This is a genomic window from Streptomyces sp. NPDC006711 (assembly GCF_042869775.1).
GTDB lineage: Bacteria > Actinomycetota > Actinomycetes > Streptomycetales > Streptomycetaceae > Streptomyces.
The window spans coordinates 906,343-926,425 of record NZ_JBIAGO010000001.1; the positions used below are offsets into that span (position 1 = coordinate 906,343).

Here is a 20,083-nt window from a genome sequence, read left to right on the forward strand (position 1 = left end):
TCGAAGGACACGGGACGACCCTAACGAGCCGCACTGACAATGCGCGACGGCGCCCGCACTACCCGCTGTGGGCGCCGGTGGTGGCGGGCCCGGTGCGCGCGACCCGGCGGAACAGCAGATCGTGCACGACGTGGCCCTTGTCGAGGCCCTGGCCCTCGAACCGGGTCAGCGGGCGGAACGGGGGGCGGGGCGCGTAGCCGCCGCCCTCCACGGTGTTCTCGAAGTCGGGGTGGGCCTCGAGGACTTCCAGCATCTGCTCGGCGTAGCCCTCCCAGTCCGTCGCGCAGTGCAGTACGGCGCCGGGCTTCAGCCGCGTGGCGGCGAGGGTCAGGAACTCCGGCTGGATCAGGCGGCGCTTGTGGTGGCGCTTCTTGGGCCAGGGGTCAGGGAAGAACACCCGCATGCCGTCCAGGGCGTCCGGCTCCAGCATCTCGCGGAGCAGGATGATCGCGTCGCCGTTGGCCACGCGGATGTTGGTCAGGCCGCCGCGCTCGGCGAGGCCGAGGAGGTTGCCCTGGCCGGGGGTGTGGACGTCGACGGCGAGGATGCCGGTGGCGGGGTCGTCGGCGGCCATCTGCGCGGTGGCCTCGCCCATGCCGAAGCCGATCTCCAGGACGACGGGGAGGCCGTCGAACAGCTCCGCCGGGTCGATCTTGCGCAGCCCGTCGATGTCGAAGCCCCACACCGGCCACAGGCGCTCCAGGTACTCGCCCTGGCCGGTGGTGACGCGGCTGCGGCGGGGCTGGAAGCTGCGGATGCGGCGTTCGTGGTGCGAGCCGGCGGGGTCGGCGGCGGGGCCGCCGGGGAAGCGGGGTGCCTTGTCCCTCGGCAGGACCTTGCCGGTCGCTGGGGCCGGGGCTTCTGGGGTGCGGGGGTGCTCAGACACAATGCCCCCATCCTAAGACCCCGCTCCCTCAAACCCGGCCCGGCCCGACCCACGCGCTGGGTATGCCCACGCGGGCCAGCACCAGCCCTGCCGGGGGCGGCGGGCTGTATGTGCGGGTCGGCACCAGCCCTGCCAGGGGCGCGGGGAACTGCGCGGGGAGCGACCACGGTCCGCAGCCGACCTCCCTGGGGCTCCGCCCCAGACCCCGTTCGCGCCTGAAGGGCGCTCGTCCTCAAACGCCGGACGGGCTGGGTTTGCCTCCATGGGCCAGCACCAAAACCTGCCGGGGGCGACCGGGCTGGGGATGCTCATGCGGGCCAGCACCGGCCCTGCCAGGGGCGCGGGGAACTGCGCGGGGAGCGCCCACGGTCCGCAGCCGAGCTCCCTGGGGCTCCGCCCCAGACCCCGTTCGCGCCTGAAGGGCGCTCGTCCTCAATCGCCGGACGGGCTGGGTTTGCCTCCATGGGCCAGCACCAAAACCTGCCGGGGGCGACCGGGCTGGGGATGCTCATGCGGGCCGGCACCAGCCCCGTCAGGGGCGCGGGGAACTGCGCGGGGAGCGACCACGGTCCGCGGCCGGGGTACCTGGGGCTCGGCCCCGATACGGGCCCGCGCCGAGACCGTCAGGGGCGGCCGCATTGACGGGGTGCGCGCCGGCCCACCCGGCTACGCGTCGCGCAAAACCCTCAGAGCGCAGGACGCGACCTCGCGGCCGATGGGGAGGGACGCCGTCGCCGCGGGGCTCGGGGCGTTCAGGACGTGCACCGTCCGCGGCGCCTGACGGATCAGGAAGTCGTCCACCAGCGTGCCGTCCCGCAGCACCGCCTGCGCCCGCACCCCCGCCGGCGCGGGCCGCAGATCGGCCTCGGTCACCGAGGGCAGCAGCCGCCGCACCGCATCGGTGAAGGCCCGCTTGGACCAGGAACGCCGCAGCTCACCCGCCCCGTAACGCCAGTGGCGCCGGGCTATGCGCCACGAGCCCGGCCACGCGAGCGTGCCGGCCAGCTCGCGCGGCCGCACCGTGCGCCAGTCGTACCCCTCGCGGGCCGCCGCAGGCACCGCGTTGGGCCCGACGTGGACCGAGCCGTCCACACCCCGGGTGAGGTGGACGCCGAGGAAGGGGAAGGCCGGGTCGGGCACCGGGTACACCAGGCCCTTGACCAGGCCGGGCCTGGCCAGCTCGTAGTACTCGCCCCGGAACGGCACGATCCGTACGCCCAAGTCGTCACCCGCGAGCCGCGCCACCCGGTCGCTGTGCAGCCCCGCGCAGTTGACCAGGGCGCGGGCGCGCAGCACCGTACCGTCGGCGGTGCGCACGGCGACGCCGAGCGGGGCGCGCCGGTCGACGCGGACGACCTCCGCGCCGTAGCGGACCTCCGCGCCGGACAGCTCCGCCAGGCGCGCCGCCACCGCCCTGTAGTCGCACACCCCCGTCGTACCCACGTGGATCGCGGCGAGGCCGGTCACCTCCGGCTCGTACTCCGTTATCTGGGGCGGGCCCAGCTCCCGTACCGGGATGCCGTTCTCGCGGCCGCGTTGGACCAGCGCGTGCAGCCGGGGCAGCTCCGCGCGCTCGGTGGCCACGATCAGCTTGCCGGTGACCTCGTGCGCGATGCCGTACCGCGCGCAGAACTCGACCATCTCGGCCGCGCCCCGCACCGCGAAGCGCGCCTTGAGGGAGCCGGGCCTGTAGTAGATGCCGCTGTGGATGACCTCGCTGTTGCGCCCCGTCTGGTGCCGGGCCGGGCCGGGCTCCTTCTCCAGGACCGTCACGCGTGTCCCGGGCGCCTCCCGCGTGAGCGCGTACGCCGTCGACAGGCCCACGATCCCGCCGCCGACCACCAGCACGTCGCAGTCGTACGTCGTCGTCACCCAGGCACCTCCCACCCCGGTTCGCGTCTTTCCCGGAGGACGGCCCCGGACCCCCTCACCACATACTGCACTGGCCCACTGACAATCCCGGTAAACGTCCCGGACGGCCGCTACGCCGGGGTCACGAGCAGCGGCCTCGCGCGTTCGCGCAGCTCCGCGACCCTCGGCTCGTCCCCGTAGGGCTCCAGGCGGTGCAGCAGATCGCGGACGTACTCGGTGGTGCGCGCCGAGGAGATGCGGCCCGCGACCTCGACGGCCCGGGTGCCGGCCGCGCACGCCGCGTCCAGATTGCCCGATTCCAGCTCGGCCACGGCGCTGACCACCAGGCGCAGGCCGTGCGAGCGGACGAACTCCTCGGTGGGCCGCGACAGGGCCTGCTCGGTGAAGCGGCGCACCTGGCGGGGCGCCTTCAGGTCGCGGTAGCACTCGGCCGCGTCCGCCGCGAAGCGGTCGTAGGAGTAGAAGCCGAGCCAGGAGGGGTCGCAGTCGCCCTCGCGCGAGCGCTCCAGCCAGGACTCGGCGGCCTTGAGGGCGGCCTCGGCCGGGTGTCCGTCGCCCGCCTTGGCGTGGGCGCGGGCCTCCACCAGGCGGAAGAAGGACATGGTGCGGGCGGTGGCCAGGCCCCGGTTGCGCTCGACGGCGGCCTGCGCGAGGTCGACGCCCTCGTCGGCGAAGCCCCGGTAGGTGGCCTGGAGCGACATCGAGGCCAGCACATAGCCGCCGAGCGGCACATCGGCGGCCGCGCGCGCGAGGCGCAGGGCCTGGATGTAGTAGCGCTGGGCAGCCTCCTGCTGGCCGGTGTCGAAGGCCATCCAGCCGGCGAGCCGGGTCAGCTCGGCGGTCGCGCCGAACAGGGCCCGCCCCACCTCGTCGCTGTAGGAGCCGAGCAGCAGCGGGGCCGCGTCCACCCGTAAGCACTCGGGCACCATGGACGAACGCCAGTCGCCGCCGCCGTACTTGGAGTCCCAGCGGCGCGCGTCCTCGGCGGCCTCGCGCAGTTTGGCCACATCGCTGTGGCCGACTTTCAACGGTGGCAGGTCGGTCAGGTCGGTGCTGCGGGCCACCGAGGAGTCGGCCGGGGTGATGAGCCAGCGGGAGGCGGGTGTGGCGTAGGCGCTGACCGCGAAGGAGCCCGCGAGGGACTGCCAGATGCCGCCGCCCGCGCGCCGTCCGGCCAGATCCAGCCGGTACAGATCGGTCGCCGAGCGCACCGCCTCCGAAACGTCGCGCGGGAAGGCGAGCCCGACCTCGGGGGCCGGGTCCGCGTCCGCGAGGCCGATTTCGTGCAGCGGGACGGGCCGGCCCAGCTTGGCGCCGATGGCCGCGGCTATGAGATGCGGCGCGGCGCCCTGGGGCACCATGCCCTTGGAGACCCACCGCGCCACGGACGTCTTGTCGTAGCGAAGGGTCAGGCCCCGCTGCGCGCCCAGGTCGTTGACCCGGCGGGCGAGGCCCGCGTTGCTGATTCCCGCGAGGGCGAGAACGGTGCCGAGCTTCTCGTTGGGCCCGCGTTGCTCCCTGGACATGCGCCACCCCTCGACACAGACGGCGTTCCCCGGGTGGTGTGGTGTCCGGTTCGTCGGCCGCAAAAGCATGTGGCCGTGCCCTCGGGAATATGCCACCCGTGAGGAACAGCAGTAAACACAGCGTAGTTCGCCGCATCCCGACCGTTAAGGGGCGGTCTTCCGTATGGCGAGATTGTTTTCCGTACGGTCGCCCGCCGACGCCCCCGGCGCCGGCCCGGGCGCGGACGCGTTGCGCCGGGGGTGAGGCGGCGCCGGCCGCCGCCGCGCTCCCGACGTGTGGCCGTGCGCCCGGCCGTGCGCTCTCGCAGGGCCCCCAGGGGGACGCTTCCATGTGTGGTGCGTGGGTCGGCCCGCCGCATGGATACGGCGGGCTGGGGGACACCGCCGCCTCAATCCCCGCGGGCGGCGGACCGGTCCGGGAGGCGAACGGCGCCTCCCGGACTGTGTGTTGTGGGCCTCCAGAGACGCGTGGGGCGACGGTCCCGGCGGCCAAGAATGGCCGGATATCGCCCCTCGCCGGAGCGGCCGACGGCATCTCGCCGATCCCGCCCGGCCTGTCCCGTACGTCCCGGGAACGGTGTCAATCGGCCATCCCCCGGCGTGTGTTCACTTGGCGTGCGCGCGGCCGGTAGCCCCTCTTGGGCGCGGTTGTCGTGGCAGCATGGGGTTCCGGCCTCCTCGGGCCCCCGTGGAGCGCCCTGACGGGAAGTCGTCCCGGCCCAATCTGACGTGACGTCAGAAGGCGGTCGGCCCGGGGTTGTCCACGAGTTGTCCACAGCCTGTGGAGGCGCGATGCGATGGTTGGTGGGGTGGAGCAGCGTCGCCGCAAGCTTCCGCACGACCACGTACGGAACGACCGCGTACGGAACGACCACGTACGGAACGGGCGCGTACGGCGCTCCCGACGGCTACGGCCACGGCCGCACCGCCGGCGCGGTCGGCGAGCCGGACGAGGGCCGCACGGTCCACCCCGTCGGCGCCCAGCTCCTGTGGGGCGACCCGGATCCGCTGTGGGCCGTGGGGGACTGGCGCCCCGACGAGATCCGCCTGGTCAGCGTGGGCGCCGACACCCGCCTCGCCGTCCTCGGCTGCTGCGCCGCCACCGATGAGGAGCTGCGCCTCGGCCTGTTCGCCGCGCGCGGCGGCGCGCTGCGCCACCTGTCCGCGTGGCCCGGCAGCTACACGGCCGTCGCCCAGGTCGCCCGCCGCATCACGGTGGTGGGCGACCTGGCGGGCGCCCGGCCCGTCTTCCACACCCCCTGGGCCGGCGGGACCGCCTACGCCACGGCAGCGCTCCCGCTCGCCGACCTCATCGAGGCCGAGCTCGACATCGGCCACCTCGCCGCCCTGCTCGCCTGCCCCGACGTACCGGAGGCGCTGGGGGACTCCACTCCGTACGCCGGCGTGCGCCGCATCCCGCCCGGCCACGCACTCGTCCTGCGCGAGGGCTCGCGCGACATCACCGGGTACGAACCGTTCGCCTCGCTCGCGGTGGCCGCGCCCCAGCGGGCGCCCGCCGAGGCCGTGGACGGCGTGCGCGACGCCCTGGTCCGCGCGGTGCGCGCCCGGCTCACCGCGCCCCGGCACGCCCCCGAGACCCCGCCGCCCGACCCGGGCCCGGTCCCCGGCATGGGCCCCGCCGAGCGGCGCGCGGCACGCGGGGGCCCGGCGCCCGGCATCGGCTCCGACCTCTCCGGAGGGCCCGCCTCCGCCACCCTTGCCCTGCTCGCCGCCGGCCTGCCGGGGGCGCCCGGCACGGTGCTCGGCCACGGCACCGGCGCGGGCGAGCGCCTGCTCGCCGTCACCTTCAACGACCTCGCCGTGCCGGGCGGGCGGGCCGAACGGGAACGGGCCGGCGCGATGGCCGCCAACCCCCGCCTGCACCACGTGGTGGTGACGGGCGGCGATGAGGCCCTGCCCTACGCCGACCTCGAAGGCGCCCTCACGGACGAACCTGGCCCCTCCCTCATCACCGCCCCCCGCCACCGCGCACGCCTCCTGTCGGGCAGCGCCGACCACTTCACCGGCAGCGGCGCGCGCCAGGTGATCGACGCCCACCCGGCGCGCCTCGCCGATCTTCTGATGGACCGTCAGCGCCGGCACCTGCTCCGTCCGGCGACGGCCCTCGCCAAGGCGGGCGGCCCCTCGGCCCACTCCCTCTTCGTCCCGCTCACCGTCTACCGCGCGGCCCGCCGCCTGGCCCGCACCCCCTACCGCGCCGGCATCGAATCGGCGGCGGACGCCCTGCGCGAGCCCCGCTTCGACGACGCGGCGAGCCCGCTGTCGATCTCCCTGGCCGCCCTGTCGTGGACCCGGCCGGGCCCCGCTGCCCGCTGGCTCACCGGCGAGGCGCTGGCGGAAGTATCGGTTCGCCTCATGGCGTCGGCGACCCGGCCCGCGCCGAGCCAGCGCCCCGGCGAGGCCCGCGCGTCGGCCGCCCTCGCGCGCTACGCGTCGGACCACCGCGTCCTCGAACAGGCCGCGGAGGTCCGAGGTCAGCGTCTGCACGCGCCCTTCCTCGACAACCAGGTCGTCCGCGCCTGCCGGGCCCTGCCCGAATCCCTGCGCGTCCAGCCGGGCGCCCGCGCCACCATCCTGCGTACGGTGCTTTCGGCGTCCGGGGTGCGCGACCTGCCCCCCGGCTGGGGCGCCCCCTCCCACGCGCCCTCCACGGCCGCCGCCCGCGCGGGCCTGCGCCAGTACACCGACCCGCTGGTCGCCCTCTTCGAGGCGCCGCTGCTCGCCGACGCGGGCCTGATCGAGGCCCGCACGGTCCGCAAGGCGCTGCGGGCCGCCGCCTCGGGCGAACCCCTGCCCCTTGACGGCCTGGCCGACCTGGTCTCCACCGAGCTGTGGCTGCGCCGCCTGCTGGCCCGCAGGGGAACGTGCTGGACGGGCACGGCGGCGCCCAAGCAGCGCGCGGTGGCGGGCGGTGTGACCCCGCCCAGGCGCCCGACGCTGCGGGCGTGAGCCGGGTCCGCGCCGCCTCCCCCGAAGCGTGGGCGCGGCGCGCGCGGGCCGCCCCGCCATAATGAACCCGTGCGGTACCTGATCCTGGGCGCCACGGAGGCGCACGACGACACCGGCACCGCCATACCCCTGGGCGGTCCCCGTGTGCGTACGCTCCTGACCGCGCTCGCCCTGCGCCCCGGCCGCGCCGTTCCCGTACCGGCCCTCATCGACGACGTATGGGCCGAAGACCCGCCCCAGGACGCGCCCGCCGCGCTCCAGGCCCTGATCGGCCGGCTGCGCCGCGCGATCGGCAAGGAGGCCGTGGAGTCCGGCCCGGCCGGCTACCGTCTCGCCGCGCCGCCGGACGCCGTCGACCTGTACGCGTTCGAGGAGCGCGCCGCCCAGGGCGCGGCCCAGCTCGCCGCGGGCGACCCCGAAGCCGCGGCCGACACCCTGCGCGCCGCCCTCGCCCTGTGGCGCGGCCCCGCCCTCGCCGACCTGCCCGACCGCCACGCCGCCGTGCGTCCCGAGGCGCGGCGCCTGGTCGCGCTGCGCCACCGCATCGAGGCCGACCTGCGGCGCGGCGCCACCGACGGACTGCTGCCCGAACTCGCGGAACTGCTCGCCGCCCACCCCTACGACGAGACGCTGCACGCCCAGCTCATCCGGACGCTGCGCGCCCAGGGCCGCAGGGCCGACGCGCTCGCCGCCTACGACAAGGCCCGCCGCACCCTGGCCGATTCCCTCGGTACCGACCCGGGGCCCGAACTGACCGCGCTGCACGCCGAGTTGCTGCGCGAGGAGCCCGATCCGGCCGGGCCCGCCGAGGGCAACCTGCGTCCCCGGCTGACCTCGTTCGTGGGCCGCGAGCCCGAACTCGCGGCGATCCGGGCCGACTTGGTCTCCTCCCGCCTGGTCACCCTCACCGGCCCCGGCGGCACCGGCAAGACCCGCCTCGCGGAGCAGGCGGCGGCCGCGTCGGACACGCCCGCCTGGCTCGTGGAGCTCGCCCCGCTCGACGAACCCGACGCCGTGCCCGGCGCCGTGATCTCCGCGCTCGGCCTGCGCGAGACGGCCCTGCTCACGCGCGAGGGCCAGCCCGCCCACACCGACCCGACCGCCCGCCTGGTCGACGACCTCGCACAGTGGCCGGACACCCTCCTCGTCCTCGACAACTGCGAGCACGTCATCGGCGCCGCCGCCGAGCTCGCCGAAACCCTCCTCACCCGCTGCCCGGGGCTCCGCGTCCTGGCCACCAGCCGTGAACCGCTCGGCGTGCCCGGCGAGGCGGTCCGCCCGGTCGAGCCGCTGCCGCCGCTCCCGGCCCACCGCCTGTTCGCGGAGCGCGCCCGCACGGTGCGCCCCGACTTCGACCCCGGCGCCGACCCCGAAGCCGTCGCCGAGATCTGCCGCCGCCTCGACGGTCTGCCGCTCGCCATCGAACTGGCCGCCGCCCGCCTGCGGTTGCTCACCCCGCGCCAGATCGCCGACCGCCTCGACGACCGCTTCCGCCTCCTGACCAGCGGCAGCCGCACCGTCCTTCCGCGCCAGCAGACCCTGCGGGCCGTCGTGGACTGGTCCTGGGGGCTGCTCGACGACGCCGAACGCGACGTGCTGCGCCGCGCCTCCGTCTTCGCCGGCGGCTGGGACCTCACGGCCGCCCAAGCGGTGTGCGGCGCCACCGACGACCTCGCCGCCCTCGTCGAGAAGTCCCTGGTCATCGCGGTCCCCGCGGACGACGGCAGCGGCATGCGCTACCGCATGCTGGAGACCATCCACGAGTACGCCGTCGAGCGCGCCGCCGAGACCCCCGAGGTGCTGCGCGCGGCGGCCGACGCCCACACCGCCTACTACCGCGACCTGGTCCGCCGCGCCGAACCCCTCGTACGCTCGCGCGAACAGCTCCCCTGGATCCGCCGCCTGGAGACCGAGCTCGACAACATCCGGGCCGTGCTGCGCCGCACGACGACCCCGCCCGGCGCCGACGAGGAAGCCGCCTGCGCGATCGCGCTCGACATGGGCTGGTTCTGGTGGCTGCGCAACTACCGCTCCGAGGGCGCCGCGTGGGCCGGTTCCGTGGCCTCCCTCTCGCCCGTCCCCGCCGACGAGTCCGACCCCCGGTACTGGTCCCGGCTCCACCTCGATCTGCTCCGCTTCTTCCTGCTCTCCGACACCGACCGCGACCAGGGGTTCGCCGACCCGGCGGTCCAGGACCGCCTCAACCGGATCCGGCGGGCCTTCGAGCCGGGAGGCCCCGAGGCGGCCCGTTTCCCCGGGCTGCTCTGGCCCTTCTCCTCCTTCAACACCGACCCGCCCGGTATGATGCGCGACTCCATCGACGCGGTCGTCGCCAACTGCCGCCGCCACGGCGACGACTGGGCGGTCGCGGTGGGCCTGATGTTCCGCACCCATATGGCCATCGACATGCCCGGCGGCTTCGACGGCGTCGACGACGACCTGGCCGAGCTGCGCGAACTGGGCCGCCGGGTCGGCGACCGCTGGATGCGCGCCCAGGTGGCCGGCGCCACCGCCGAGGCCGCGATGACCCGGGGCATGCCCGCGCTCGCCCGCTCCGCCTACGAGGAGGCGCTGCAACTCTCCCGCGAGGTCGGCGCCTACCAGGAGACCCCGTTCCTGACCGCCCGGGTCGGTGAACTGTGCTACCGCGAGGGTGACTTGGACGGCGCCGAGAAGGCCCTGGCGGAGGCGGCGACGGAGGCCCGGCGCTGCCGGACCGCCGAGGCCATGCCCTACGTCCACTCGCTGCTCGCCACCGTCGCCCTCGACCGGGGCGACATCGAGGCGGCGCTCGCCCTGCGCGACCAGGCCATCGACTTCGCCACGACGGGGCCGCCACACTCGCCCCCGCACTTCGTCGCGCTGCTCGACGCACTCGACGCCCGGGTCGCAGCCCTGGAGTCGGGCCCCCTCGCGGGTCTGCGGGGCATGACGCGGGCGCTGCGCAAGGCGGGCGACAGCCACTGCACCGAGCTCGTCCTGGCCCACCTCGCCGAACGCGCGGCCCAGTTCCTCGGCGACCTCGGCGAACACGCCCGCGCGGTACGGGTTCTGGCGGCAGCCACCGCCTGGCGCGCCGGCATCCCGCGTTCCGTCCCTGAAGCGGAGACCGCGCAGGCCATCACGGCACGGGCACGGCGCGCGCTGACGCCCGAGGAGTACGAGGCCGAGCGCACGGCCGGCGCGGGCCTGACCCCGGCCGCGATCCCGCCGCTGACCGACCCGGCGACCGGCGCCGAGTCGGGCGCCGGGGGAACTGAAGCGCCCGCCGAGCCGGGCGCTGCGGGGAGCTGAAGCGCCTGCCGGGCCGGGCGCCGGGGGAACTGAAACGCCTGCCGAGCCGGGCGCAGGAGGAACTGAAGCGCCCGCTAGGCGCAGCTGATCTGCGACCGCGCCCAGTCGGCGAGCGCCGCCGAGCCGAACGGGCCCTCCGGCTCGACCACGAGCCGGATCGTCCCGCGCCCCGCGAGGTCGGCGTGCACCGGCACCGCCGGGTCCCCGCCCCGCAGGACGGGCGAGCGCCACAGCAGGGCCCCGTCGCCGTAGACCGAGAAGCGCACCACGCCGAGACCCAGCGACAGCTGGTCGACGCCGGCGTACGCGTCGTAGGCGCGGCACTGGCGGTTGAGGTCGATGGTCACCGAGGACCGGCCGTGCACGGTCACCCCGTGCGGATAGCGCCGGTCACCGATGCGCAGGCCGGAGCGCTGCCACAGCCAGCTCGAATCGCCGAGTCGAACTTCGGGCTTGGTGCCGTCGCCGAGCAGTCCGTACTGGAGGCGGTTGACCTGGTAGACGGCCGGGGCGGGCGGCGGCGGGGGAGGCGTGGGCGCCGGCTCGGGCGGAGCGGGGGCGGGTGGTGGCGATGGCCGAGGCGGCGTGGGCCTGGGCCGGGCCGGTGGCGGCGGCGCGGGTTTGGCCACCGGCTTCTTCGGCGCGGGCCTCGGCGGGGGCGCGGGCGCGGGGGGCGCGGGCGGCTCGGGGGAGGGGGGAGGCGGCTGCTCGGGCGGTACGACGGGGGCGACGGCGGGCGGTTTCGCGTCGGGCTTGGGCGGCGGGGAGTCGTTGCCGGCGAGCGCGAACACGACGCCGGCCGCCACCGCGAGGGCCACCGCCGCCGCGATCCCCGCCTTGGCGGGAGCGCCGAGCCCTTCCGACACGGCGGCGGTCCCGGCCGCGCCGCCGGACGAACCACCGCCCGTCGCGGCGGCCGCGGCGCCCGCGCCCGCCGCTCCGGCCGCGCCGCCCGCCACGACCCCGGCCGCCTTGAGCGAGAACCCGGCGGCGAACCAGCCGATGACCGCGACCGGGAGCAGCGCGGGAATCCCGGCGTTGACGTCCTTGAGCTCCACGACGGCGACCCGGCACCTGGCGCACTCCTCCAAGTGCTTGCTGAGCCCGCGCTCGGCCCGCATCCGAAGCCCGCCCCGCGCGTACGCGCCGAGCCGGTCGGCGTACCGCGCGCAGTCCCCGCCTGAGGTCAGCGCGCTGGAGACGTGCGCCTGGAGGTAGGCCTGCTTGAGGCCTTCGCGCGCCCGGCTGGCCAGGACGGCGGTCGCGTTGGCGGTGAGCCCGAACAGCGGCGCGATCTCGCTCGGCGACTCCTCCTCGACGGTGGTGTGCCACAGCACGGCCTGCCACCGCTCGGGCAGCGAGCGGAACGCCCGCATGGCCAGCGTCTGTTCGGCCTCGTGCATGGCGCGCACATCGGCGCCGAGGTCGATGGTGTCGTCGTCGGACACCTCGGCCGAACGCGCCGCCTCCTGCGCGAAGACCGCGAAGTCGTCGACCAGGTGCTCCCGCTTGGCGGTCCGTGTCCAGGACGCGGCGACCCGCCGCACGGTGGTCATCAGGTAGGCGCGCACGGCCTGTTCGGGCCCGGCGCCGCCGCGCACCGCCTGAAGGGTCCGCGCGAAGACCTCCGCCGTCAGGTCGTCGGCGGTGTGCGCGTCCCGGCAGCAGCTGCGGGCGTAGCGGCGCACCGCGCCCGAGTGGCGCCGGAACAGCTCCTCGTACGCGCTGTCGTCGCCGGTGCGCATCGCGTGGATCAGATCGGCGTCGGACTGCCCGACCTCGGCGAGCTCCAGGGCCATGCCCTCACGCAGCCCGCCCTCGCGCTGCGGCGGCACGCTGGTGCCGGGATCGCCGATGCCGTCCATGGGTCCCCAGGGCCCGGGCAGCACGGTGCCGCCGCTCAGGTCCCGCGCCTCCGACGCGTCGGAAGCGGAATCCGCGCCGACCTGGCCGGGAACGGCCGTCGGCCCGCCGAACGCACCGCTTCCGGGACCGCTCAGGGGGCCGCCCTGATTCGGCACCTGGCGGGGCGGACGCGCCCCGCCGGACCCGCCGGGGCCGCCGGATTCCGGGCCGCCGTCGCCCGAGCGCGACTCGTCCCGCTCTTCAACGCCCATCGCGGAAGCTCCCGTAAGCACGCTCAGACCCGACCACCGGGCAAGCGTGCCACAGAGCGCAAGCGGAGCCGAGCCTCAAGCCCGGCAACCACTCATCCGGGGAGACTTACCGCACCCGAGCACTAGCCGTCACCCTTTAGGGGAAGCCTCGAAGATCCGCCGTCGGCGCCCGGAGCCCGCAACTACCGCGATCCAAGCGGCGTTTGAGCCTCAGGCCGGGCGGGAGCGAAGCCCTTCGAGCAGGATGTCCAACAGCCGCGCCGAAGCGGCGGCCTGCTGCGTGGCATCCGGCAACGACGGCGCCGCCGTGGCTATCACCAAGAGCACGTCCGCGACGGTCACATCGCGGCGCAGCGCGCCGGCCGCCCGGGCCCGTTCGACCAACTGCCCGACCACGGCGAGGAGTTCGGCCGTGCCCGTGCCGTCAAGCTCCTGCTGGGGAGCCGACCGCTGCTCGATCACCCGGCCCCAGCCTGGGCCCTGTTCGGCCGCGCCGACCTGACGCTGCTGCGGCACCCGCGCCTCGTCGAGCCCGTCCCGCACGCTGTCGGAGCGCACACCCTCGGAGCGCACACCCTCGGAGCGCACACCCTCGGAGCGCACACCCTCGGGGCGCATCCCCTCGGAGCGCGCGCCTTCCGGACGTACGCCCTCGGGCTCCCCGGCCACGGCGGCCCCCGCGCCCTCCTCGGCGTCCACACCCACCCGCAGCACCTGCGGCGGAAGCAGCCGTCCCGCCCCCGAGGCCACCGATGTGCGCAGGAAGCGGGAGAGCGCGGACCAGGGCTCGTCCTCCTGGCCGAGCGCCGTACGCGCCTGGTCGGTCAGCCGCGAGGTCTCCTCCTCGGCTATCCGGCGCACCAGGACGTCCTTGCTCGGGAACCGCCGGTAGACGGTGCCCACGCCCACTCTGGCCCGGCGCGCCACGTCCTCCATCGGCGCCCCGTAACCGAGCTCGCCGAACACCTCGCGCGCCGCGCGCAGTACATGCTCAAGATTGCGCTGGGCGTCCACCCGCAGCGGCGCGGAACGCGCACCCCCGACACCCATGTCCGTGCTCACTCGGCCGTTTCCGTCGGATGCCGCGACGACGGCGGTCTGCCAATGAGAGTCCTGCATGTGCATTGATCCCCCGGTATTAATGTCTCCCCCCGGAGACTCCCCGCCCTGACAGCCGGGGGACGGGTCCCTCACCCGGCACCCCGACGGGATACGAACATAGTTGAGCCGGAGTCAATTCAGAAGAGGTTCCTCCGCGCGGCGTGCCCCCCGATCGGACCAAGGACCGAAACCTGACCGAATCGGACCCCGGCCCGCACGTGTCACCCACGGGCTGACCTGCGACTTTGCCATCAAGGGGCACGGAAGGGGCCGACCGCCCCAGGAGCACCCTCCAGTCACACAATTTGTCAGGCCTGTGGACAAAGCCCGGGGCCCGTTGCGTCATGGGTAGGTGACAGAACCTGTGCGGATTCTCGTGATCGGCGGCGGATACGTCGGGATGTACACGGCGCTGCGTCTGCAACGGCGGCTCAAGTCCGAGCTGCGCGAGGGCACGGCCGAGATCACCGTGGTGTCCCCCGACCCGTACATGACGTACCAGCCGTTCCTGCCCGAAGCGGCGGCCGGAAGCATCTCCCCGCGCCATGTGGTCGTCCCGCTGCGCCGCGTCCTGGACAAGTGCCGGATCGTCATCGGCGAGGCCGACCGCGTCGACCACGCCGGGCGCACCGCCACCGTCACCACCCTCGCCTCGCCCGAGGACGGCACCGGCGCCCTCCGCCTGCCCTACGACGAGCTCGTCATCGCACCCGGCTCCGTCTCGCGCACCCTGCCCGTCCCCGGCCTCGCCGACCACGCCATCGGCTTCAAGACCGTCGAAGAGGCCATCGGCCTGCGCAACCACGTCATCGAGCAGATGGACATCGCCTCCTCCACCCGCGACCCGGCCGTCCGCGACGCCGCCCTCACCTTCGTCTTCGTCGGCGGCGGCTACGCGGGCGTCGAAGCGCTCGCCGAGCTGGAGGACATGGCCCGCTACACCGCGCGGTACTACCACAACATCAAGCCCCAGGACCTGAAGTGGATCCTCGTCGAGGCAAGCGACCGGATCCTGCCCGAAGTGGGCGAGGAGATGGGCACGTACGCGATCCGCGAGCTGCGCGCCCGCAACATCGACGTACGCCTGGAGACCCGGCTCGACAGCTGTGAGAACCGCGTCGCCGTGCTCAGCGACGGCGCCCGCTTCCCCACCCGCACCGTCGTGTGGACCGCCGGCGTCAAGCCCGCCCCGCTCCTCGCCGCCACCGATCTGCCGCTGACCGCACGCGGCCGGCTGCGCTGCACCGCCGAACTGCGCGTCGAAGGCGTCCAGCACGCCTGGGCGGCCGGCGACGCGGCCGCCGTCCCCGACCTGAGCGCCGAGCACAAGGACGCGGAGTGCGCGCCCAACGCGCAGCACGCCGTGCGCCAGGCCAAGGTGCTCGCCGAGAACGTCGCGGCGGCCGTGCGGGGCGAGGACGTCAAGCGCTACCGCCACAAGAACGCCGGCTCGGTCGCCTCACTCGGCCTGCACCAGGGCGTCGCCCACGTCTACGGCCGCAAGCTCAAGGGCTACCCGGCCTGGTTCATGCACCGCGCCTATCACCTGAGCCGCGTCCCCACCTTCAACCGCAAGGCCCGCGTGCTCGCCGAATGGACGCTCGCCGGGCTCTTCAAACGCGAGATCGTCTCGCTCGGCTCGCTGGAACACCCCCGCGCCGAGTTCGAGATCGCCGCCGGTGGCGGGCCGCCCGCCAAGGGCCCCGCCCCCCACGACAACTGACGGTTGTCAGTGCGGTCCGTCACACTGGGCGTGTGACCATAGGTGGGCCCATACCTGCACAGAGTGATCCCGCGACCCATGACCGCACCAGCACCGGCAGCACCGCACCCGCAGCAACACACGAGGCTTGGAACACCGTGAACTTCACGCGCTGGAGCGCCCGGCTCCCCGGTACGCAACGCCGCGCCGCAGCACGGACCGACCGCTCCGACCGGGGCTCCGTGCCCGCGGCCCGCGGCGCGTCCGGGCCGCGACCGGAGCCCTGGCCGGACGATGTGACCGAGCCCCCCTCCCTCGACGACCTCTCCGTGCGCGACATCCTGGGCCAGCTCCCCGCCCTGGTGGCGCTGGTGACCGGGCCCGAACACCGCGTCGCGTACGTCAACGACGCGTACGTGGCGGCCTTCGGCGCGCGCCCGCTCGGCGCACCGGCCGCCAAGGTCTCGCCGGAACTCGCCGAGCTCGGCCTGCTCCCGCTGATGGACCAGGTGCTGCGCAGCGGCACGTCCCGCACCGTGAAGTCCCGCCGGATCCAGGGCGCCGGCTCCTACACGGTGACGTGCAGCCCGGTGGAGGTCCCCGGCCAGGCGGAGGGCGGTGTGCTCGTCTTCGCCGCCGACGTCACCGACCACGCGGAGGCCACCGAACGGCTGCGCGCGAGCGAGCGCCGCCACCGCGAAACGGCCGTCACCCTCCAGCGCTCCCTGCTCCCGCAGGAGCTGGAACAACCCGACGACCTGCGCGTCGCCGCCACCTACCAGCCCGGCGGCACCGACGCGGCGGTCGGCGGCGACTGGTACGACGTGATCACCCTGGGCGCCGGCCGCACCGCGCTCGTCATCGGCGACGTGATGGGCCGGGGCGTGCGCGCCGCCGCCGTCATGGGCCAACTCCGCACCGCCGTAAGGGCGTACGCCCGCCTCGACCTGCCCCCGCACGAGGTGCTTCAGCTCCTGGACGGCCTGGCCGCCGAGATCGACGCCAGCCAGATCGCCACCTGCGTCTACGCGGTGCACGACCCCAACGAGGGCCGCCTGGTGTACGCGTCGGCGGGCCACCTGCCCATCCTCGTACGCCACGAGGACGGCACCGTCCACCAGGCCGGCGACCCCACGGGCCCGCCGCTCGGCACCGGCGGCTGGCTGCACACCTCGGGCGCCATCGACCTGCCGCCCGGCGCCACCGCCGTCCTCTATACGGACGGCCTGGTGGAGCGCCGCAGGGAGGACATCGACGAGGGCGTGGCCGCGCTCGCGCGGGCGCTGTCCGGCGCGGTCGGCACCCCGCAAGTGGTGTGCGGCAGGCTGCTGCGCTCGCTCGGCGTGACCGCCGAACACGACGACGACGTGGCGGTCCTGGTCTGCCAGCATCCCGCCCGCACCGGCCCGTCCGCCGAGCTCTTCCACAACGCGGCGCTCGATCTGCTCGGCGGCATCGAAGCGGCCCCGCGCGCCCGGGCCTTCGCCTCCGGCGTCCTCGCCTCCTGGCGCTTCCCGATGGAACTGCGCGACCTCGGCGTCCTCGCCGCGAGCGAGCTGGTCGCCAACTCGCTCCAGCACGGCACCCCGCCGATGCGCCTGCGGCTGCGGCGCACCGACCGCCGTCTGATCATCGAGGTGACCGACGGGGACGACCATCTGCCGCGCCGCCGCCGCGCCGACCCCGGGGACGAAGCAGGACGAGGCATCTCGATCGTCGCGACGATCGCCTCGTCCTGGGGTTCGCGCCGCACGCCGGGCGGCGGCAAGGCGGTGTGGTGCGAGTTCGCGCTGCCGCACTAGCGCGGGCCGCGTGCCCGAGGGGAGCACCCTCTCGGGCACGTCATCGCGCGCCGGGCGCTTACGCGTGGGCGGACGCCTGCTCGGGCAGGTGCACCGCGACCACGCGCGTCCTGGCCGCGAGCATCGGATGGTCCTGCGCGAGCGTCAGCCTCTTGCCGAGGCGCAGCGCGAGGACGGTGATCCCGAGCGAGAACAGGACGAACGTCACGATGTAGGGGCCGTGCAGCGCGGCCCCCATGGGCCCGCCCACAGCCGGCCCGACGGCCAGCGCGAGCTGCTTGACCAGGGCGAACGCCGAGTTGTACTGCCCGACCATCGACTCGGGGGCCAGATCGGCCACCAGCGGCGCCACGGTCGGCGACAGCATCGCCTCACCGAGCCCGAACAGCGCGTACGTCGAGACGAACGCGGCCGTCGCCATCGCCTGGCTGCCGTGCCCGAGCCCGGCGTATCCGGCCACGATCCACGCCACGGCCCACAGCAGGCCGACGGACGCGATGACACTGCTGCGCCGACGGCGCTCCACGAACTTCAGCACCAGGAACTGGGCGGCCACGATGACGGCCGTGTTGGCGGCGAGCGCGATGCCGAGCGTGGCGGGCTTGATCCCGGCGGCCTCGGTGCCGTACGCGGCGAGCCCCGACTCGAACTGCCCGTAGCAGGCGAAGAACAGCACGAACCCGAGCACGCACAGCTGCACCATCGCGCGGTGGCCGAGGAGCGCCCGGATTCCGCCGCCGACGCCCTGTTCACCCTTGGGACGTGCGTCCGAGAGCGCCACCGGGCGCGGCATCCTGGCGGACCCCGCGACAGCGGCGAGCACCAGGAACATCACGGCTTCAACCGAGAAGAGCAGGGTGAAGCTGGAGGGGCGGTTCTCGTCGACGATCTGGCCGCCGATGAGCCCGCCGATGCCGAGGCCGAGGTTCTGGAGGAAGAACTGGAGGGCGAAGGCGCGGGTGCGGGTAGCGGGCCCCGAGCACCAGACGATCATCGTCGCGAGCGCCGGCTGCATGACGGCGGTACCGGCGCCAAGGAGCGCGGCGGACGCCACGGCGGCGGGCACGCTGGAGGCGAAGCCCATGCTCAGCGCGCCAACAGCGGCCAGCAGCGCGGCGCCGACCAGCACCGGAAGCGGCCCCCGCCGGTCGATGACGCGTCCGGTGAACGGCAGCACGAGCAGCGCGGCCATGGCGAAGACGGCGAGCACGACACCGGCCGTGGTCGCACCCAGATCCCGCACCTGGGCCACGTACACATAGAGGTACGGAACGGTGAACCCGAGCCCGAACGCGCTCAGCGCGTTGCCCGCCTGGATCCGGCGCATCGCAGCACCCATCGCCTTGGTCACACTCACCACCTTGAGTCCTGGAAGTTCGAGGCCCTGAGCAGGGCACGGAGCCGGAGGGCTCGAACGTGAAGGGCTCAGGGCTGAAGACTTCAACACTAAAATTAGATCCTTAACAATACACACTCAAGGACTTAGATGCCAACGGATGCCGTGCCATACTCGCGCCATGGCTGAGACCACGGAGCCCAGCGAGCCCGACGGCCCCCAGGAGCCGACCCTCGACGAACAGATCGCCGCCTACCAGCGGGAGTACCGCGACCTCGACCCCCAGGTGGAGAAGGTCGTCTCGGCCCTCGGCCGCCTGAACCGCCGGATGAACGTGGCGTACGGCCGCCAGGTCGCGGCACTCGGCATCAGCAACGCCGAGTGGGAGGTCCTGAAGACGCTGCTCCTTGCGGGCGAGCCCTACCGGCTGGGCCCCGGCGAACTCGCCAAGCGCCTCGGCCTCACCCCGGCCGCCATGACGCACCGCATCGACCGCATGGCCGGCGAGGGCCTGGTCACGCGGGACCGCGACGAGAACAACCGGGTGCGCGTCATCGTCGAGCTGACCGACGAGGGACGCACGAAGTGGCTCGAGGCCATGCGGATGGCCAGCGACTTCGAGGAAGACCTCCTCCAGGACCTCTCCCCGCAGGAGCGCGGAGTCCTCGGCGAGCTGCTGATCCGCCTGCTGCGCCGGGTGGAGCACGCCCAGCCGGACGCGGGCGGCCGCCTCACCGACCTGGACTGAGCAGCACCTGGACTGAGCGGCACCTGGACTGAGCAGCACGGTTGAAAAACCAGTGGACAGGAGCCAGGGCCGGGGTTGACACGCCCCCGCCCGGTCCGTAAGGTTCTTCGAGTTGTGCGGAGCCCACGTGGTTCCGCGCCAACCATCCGCCGCAGGTTTTGCGGCCACCCAACTCAGCACGATCTCCCGACCGGGAATGTTCTCGGCATGCCGATTTCATTTCGATCGGGCCCGGAAACCCCGATTACGGGTTGCCGGGAAAATCCGCTAGAGTTCGGGAGTCGGAACGGCCCAACAGCCGGGAAGACAAGCCGACTTGGCCCCGGGAGACCGGGAATCGGGTCCGAAAGGATCTGATAGAGTCGGAGCCGCCGGAAAGGGAAACCCGCGAGGGAGAACCTGAAAGGCACCGAGGAAATCGGACACGAAAGAGTCTGGTAGAGTCGGAAACACGAAATACCGAAGGGAAGCGCCCGGAGGAAAGCCCGAGAGGGTGAGTACAAAGGAAGCGTCCGTTCCTTGAGAACTCAACAGCGTGCCAAAAGTCAACGCCAGATTGACAACCCCGTCTCCACTTCGGTGGGACGAGGTTCCTTTGAAAAGTCCTGCCGGCCCATGTGGTCGGTAGGCGATGACACAGCGAGGACGCTGTGGACGGGCCGCCTTATTCCGGTGGTTCCGTCCCGCTCTTACGTGATGTGTGCACCCGATTACGGGTAAACATTCATG

Annotated in this window: 11 protein-coding genes; 5 read left to right on the plus strand and 6 right to left on the minus strand. The window is 74.1% G+C overall.

Annotated elements, in window-relative coordinates:
• Positions 1 to 58: 58 nt before the first annotated feature.
• The 3 genes from trmB to ACFYM2_RS04055 form a co-directional block, all read right to left on the minus strand.
• Complete coding sequence (gene trmB / locus ACFYM2_RS04045) at positions 59 to 832, minus strand: tRNA (guanosine(46)-N7)-methyltransferase TrmB (protein WP_388833118.1); 774 nt, start codon at positions 830 to 832, stop codon at positions 59 to 61.
• A gap of 720 nt (positions 833 to 1,552) precedes the next feature.
• Positions 1,553 to 2,758 (minus strand): L-2-hydroxyglutarate oxidase, encoded by a 1,206-nt coding sequence (lhgO, locus tag ACFYM2_RS04050; RefSeq protein ID WP_388833028.1) that lies wholly within the window; start codon positions 2,756 to 2,758, stop codon positions 1,553 to 1,555.
• A gap of 110 nt (positions 2,759 to 2,868) precedes the next feature.
• Positions 2,869 to 4,284, minus strand: a complete 1,416-nt coding sequence (locus ACFYM2_RS04055) for an MFS transporter (RefSeq protein WP_350231689.1) — start codon at positions 4,282 to 4,284, stop codon at positions 2,869 to 2,871.
• A gap of 792 nt (positions 4,285 to 5,076) precedes the next feature.
• On the opposite strand from ACFYM2_RS04055, the gene ACFYM2_RS04060 reads away from it, so the two are divergent.
• Both ACFYM2_RS04060 and ACFYM2_RS04065 read left to right on the plus strand, forming a co-directional pair.
• Positions 5,077 to 7,254 carry an asparagine synthase-related protein gene (locus ACFYM2_RS04060; RefSeq protein WP_388833031.1) on the plus strand — a complete coding sequence of 726 codons (2,178 nt, stop codon included), beginning with the start codon at positions 5,077 to 5,079 and terminating at the stop codon, positions 7,252 to 7,254.
• Between the two features lie 69 nt (positions 7,255 to 7,323).
• Positions 7,324 to 10,548, plus strand: a complete 3,225-nt coding sequence (locus tag ACFYM2_RS04065) for a BTAD domain-containing putative transcriptional regulator (protein WP_388833034.1) — start codon at positions 7,324 to 7,326, stop codon at positions 10,546 to 10,548.
• A 74-nt stretch (positions 10,549 to 10,622) separates the two neighbouring features.
• Here the strand turns inward: ACFYM2_RS04065 and ACFYM2_RS04070 are convergent, their stop codons facing one another.
• Together ACFYM2_RS04070 and ACFYM2_RS04075 are read right to left on the minus strand one after the other, a co-directional pair.
• Positions 10,623 to 12,665 carry a sigma-70 family RNA polymerase sigma factor gene (locus ACFYM2_RS04070; protein ID WP_388833037.1) on the minus strand — a complete coding sequence of 681 codons (2,043 nt, stop codon included), beginning with the start codon at positions 12,663 to 12,665 and terminating at the stop codon, positions 10,623 to 10,625.
• 210 nt (positions 12,666 to 12,875) lie between these two features.
• Positions 12,876 to 13,790: a TetR/AcrR family transcriptional regulator gene (locus tag ACFYM2_RS04075; RefSeq protein ID WP_388833040.1), complete on the minus strand. Its 915-nt coding sequence runs from the start codon at positions 13,788 to 13,790 to the stop codon at positions 12,876 to 12,878.
• Positions 13,791 to 14,118: 328 nt separating this feature from the next.
• Between ACFYM2_RS04075 and ACFYM2_RS04080 the strand changes: the two genes are divergently transcribed.
• Both ACFYM2_RS04080 and ACFYM2_RS04085 read left to right on the plus strand, forming a co-directional pair.
• Complete coding sequence (locus ACFYM2_RS04080; RefSeq protein ID WP_388833043.1) at positions 14,119 to 15,489, plus strand: NAD(P)/FAD-dependent oxidoreductase; 1,371 nt, start codon at positions 14,119 to 14,121, stop codon at positions 15,487 to 15,489.
• 137 nt (positions 15,490 to 15,626) lie between these two features.
• On the plus strand, positions 15,627 to 17,270 hold the full coding sequence (locus ACFYM2_RS04085; protein ID WP_359004532.1) for a SpoIIE family protein phosphatase: 1,644 nt from the start codon (positions 15,627 to 15,629) through the stop codon (positions 17,268 to 17,270).
• A gap of 58 nt (positions 17,271 to 17,328) precedes the next feature.
• On the opposite strand, the gene ACFYM2_RS04090 is transcribed toward ACFYM2_RS04085, so the two are convergent.
• Positions 17,329 to 18,609 (minus strand): MFS transporter, encoded by a 1,281-nt coding sequence (locus ACFYM2_RS04090; RefSeq protein ID WP_388833121.1) that lies wholly within the window; start codon positions 18,607 to 18,609, stop codon positions 17,329 to 17,331.
• Positions 18,610 to 18,787: 178 nt separating this feature from the next.
• Here ACFYM2_RS04090 and ACFYM2_RS04095 point away from each other — a divergent pair, with 178 nt between their 5' ends.
• Entirely contained in the window at positions 18,788 to 19,354 is a 567-nt protein-coding gene (locus ACFYM2_RS04095; RefSeq protein WP_350231696.1) for a MarR family transcriptional regulator, read from the plus strand.
• The last annotated feature ends 729 nt before the right edge of the window (positions 19,355 to 20,083 follow it).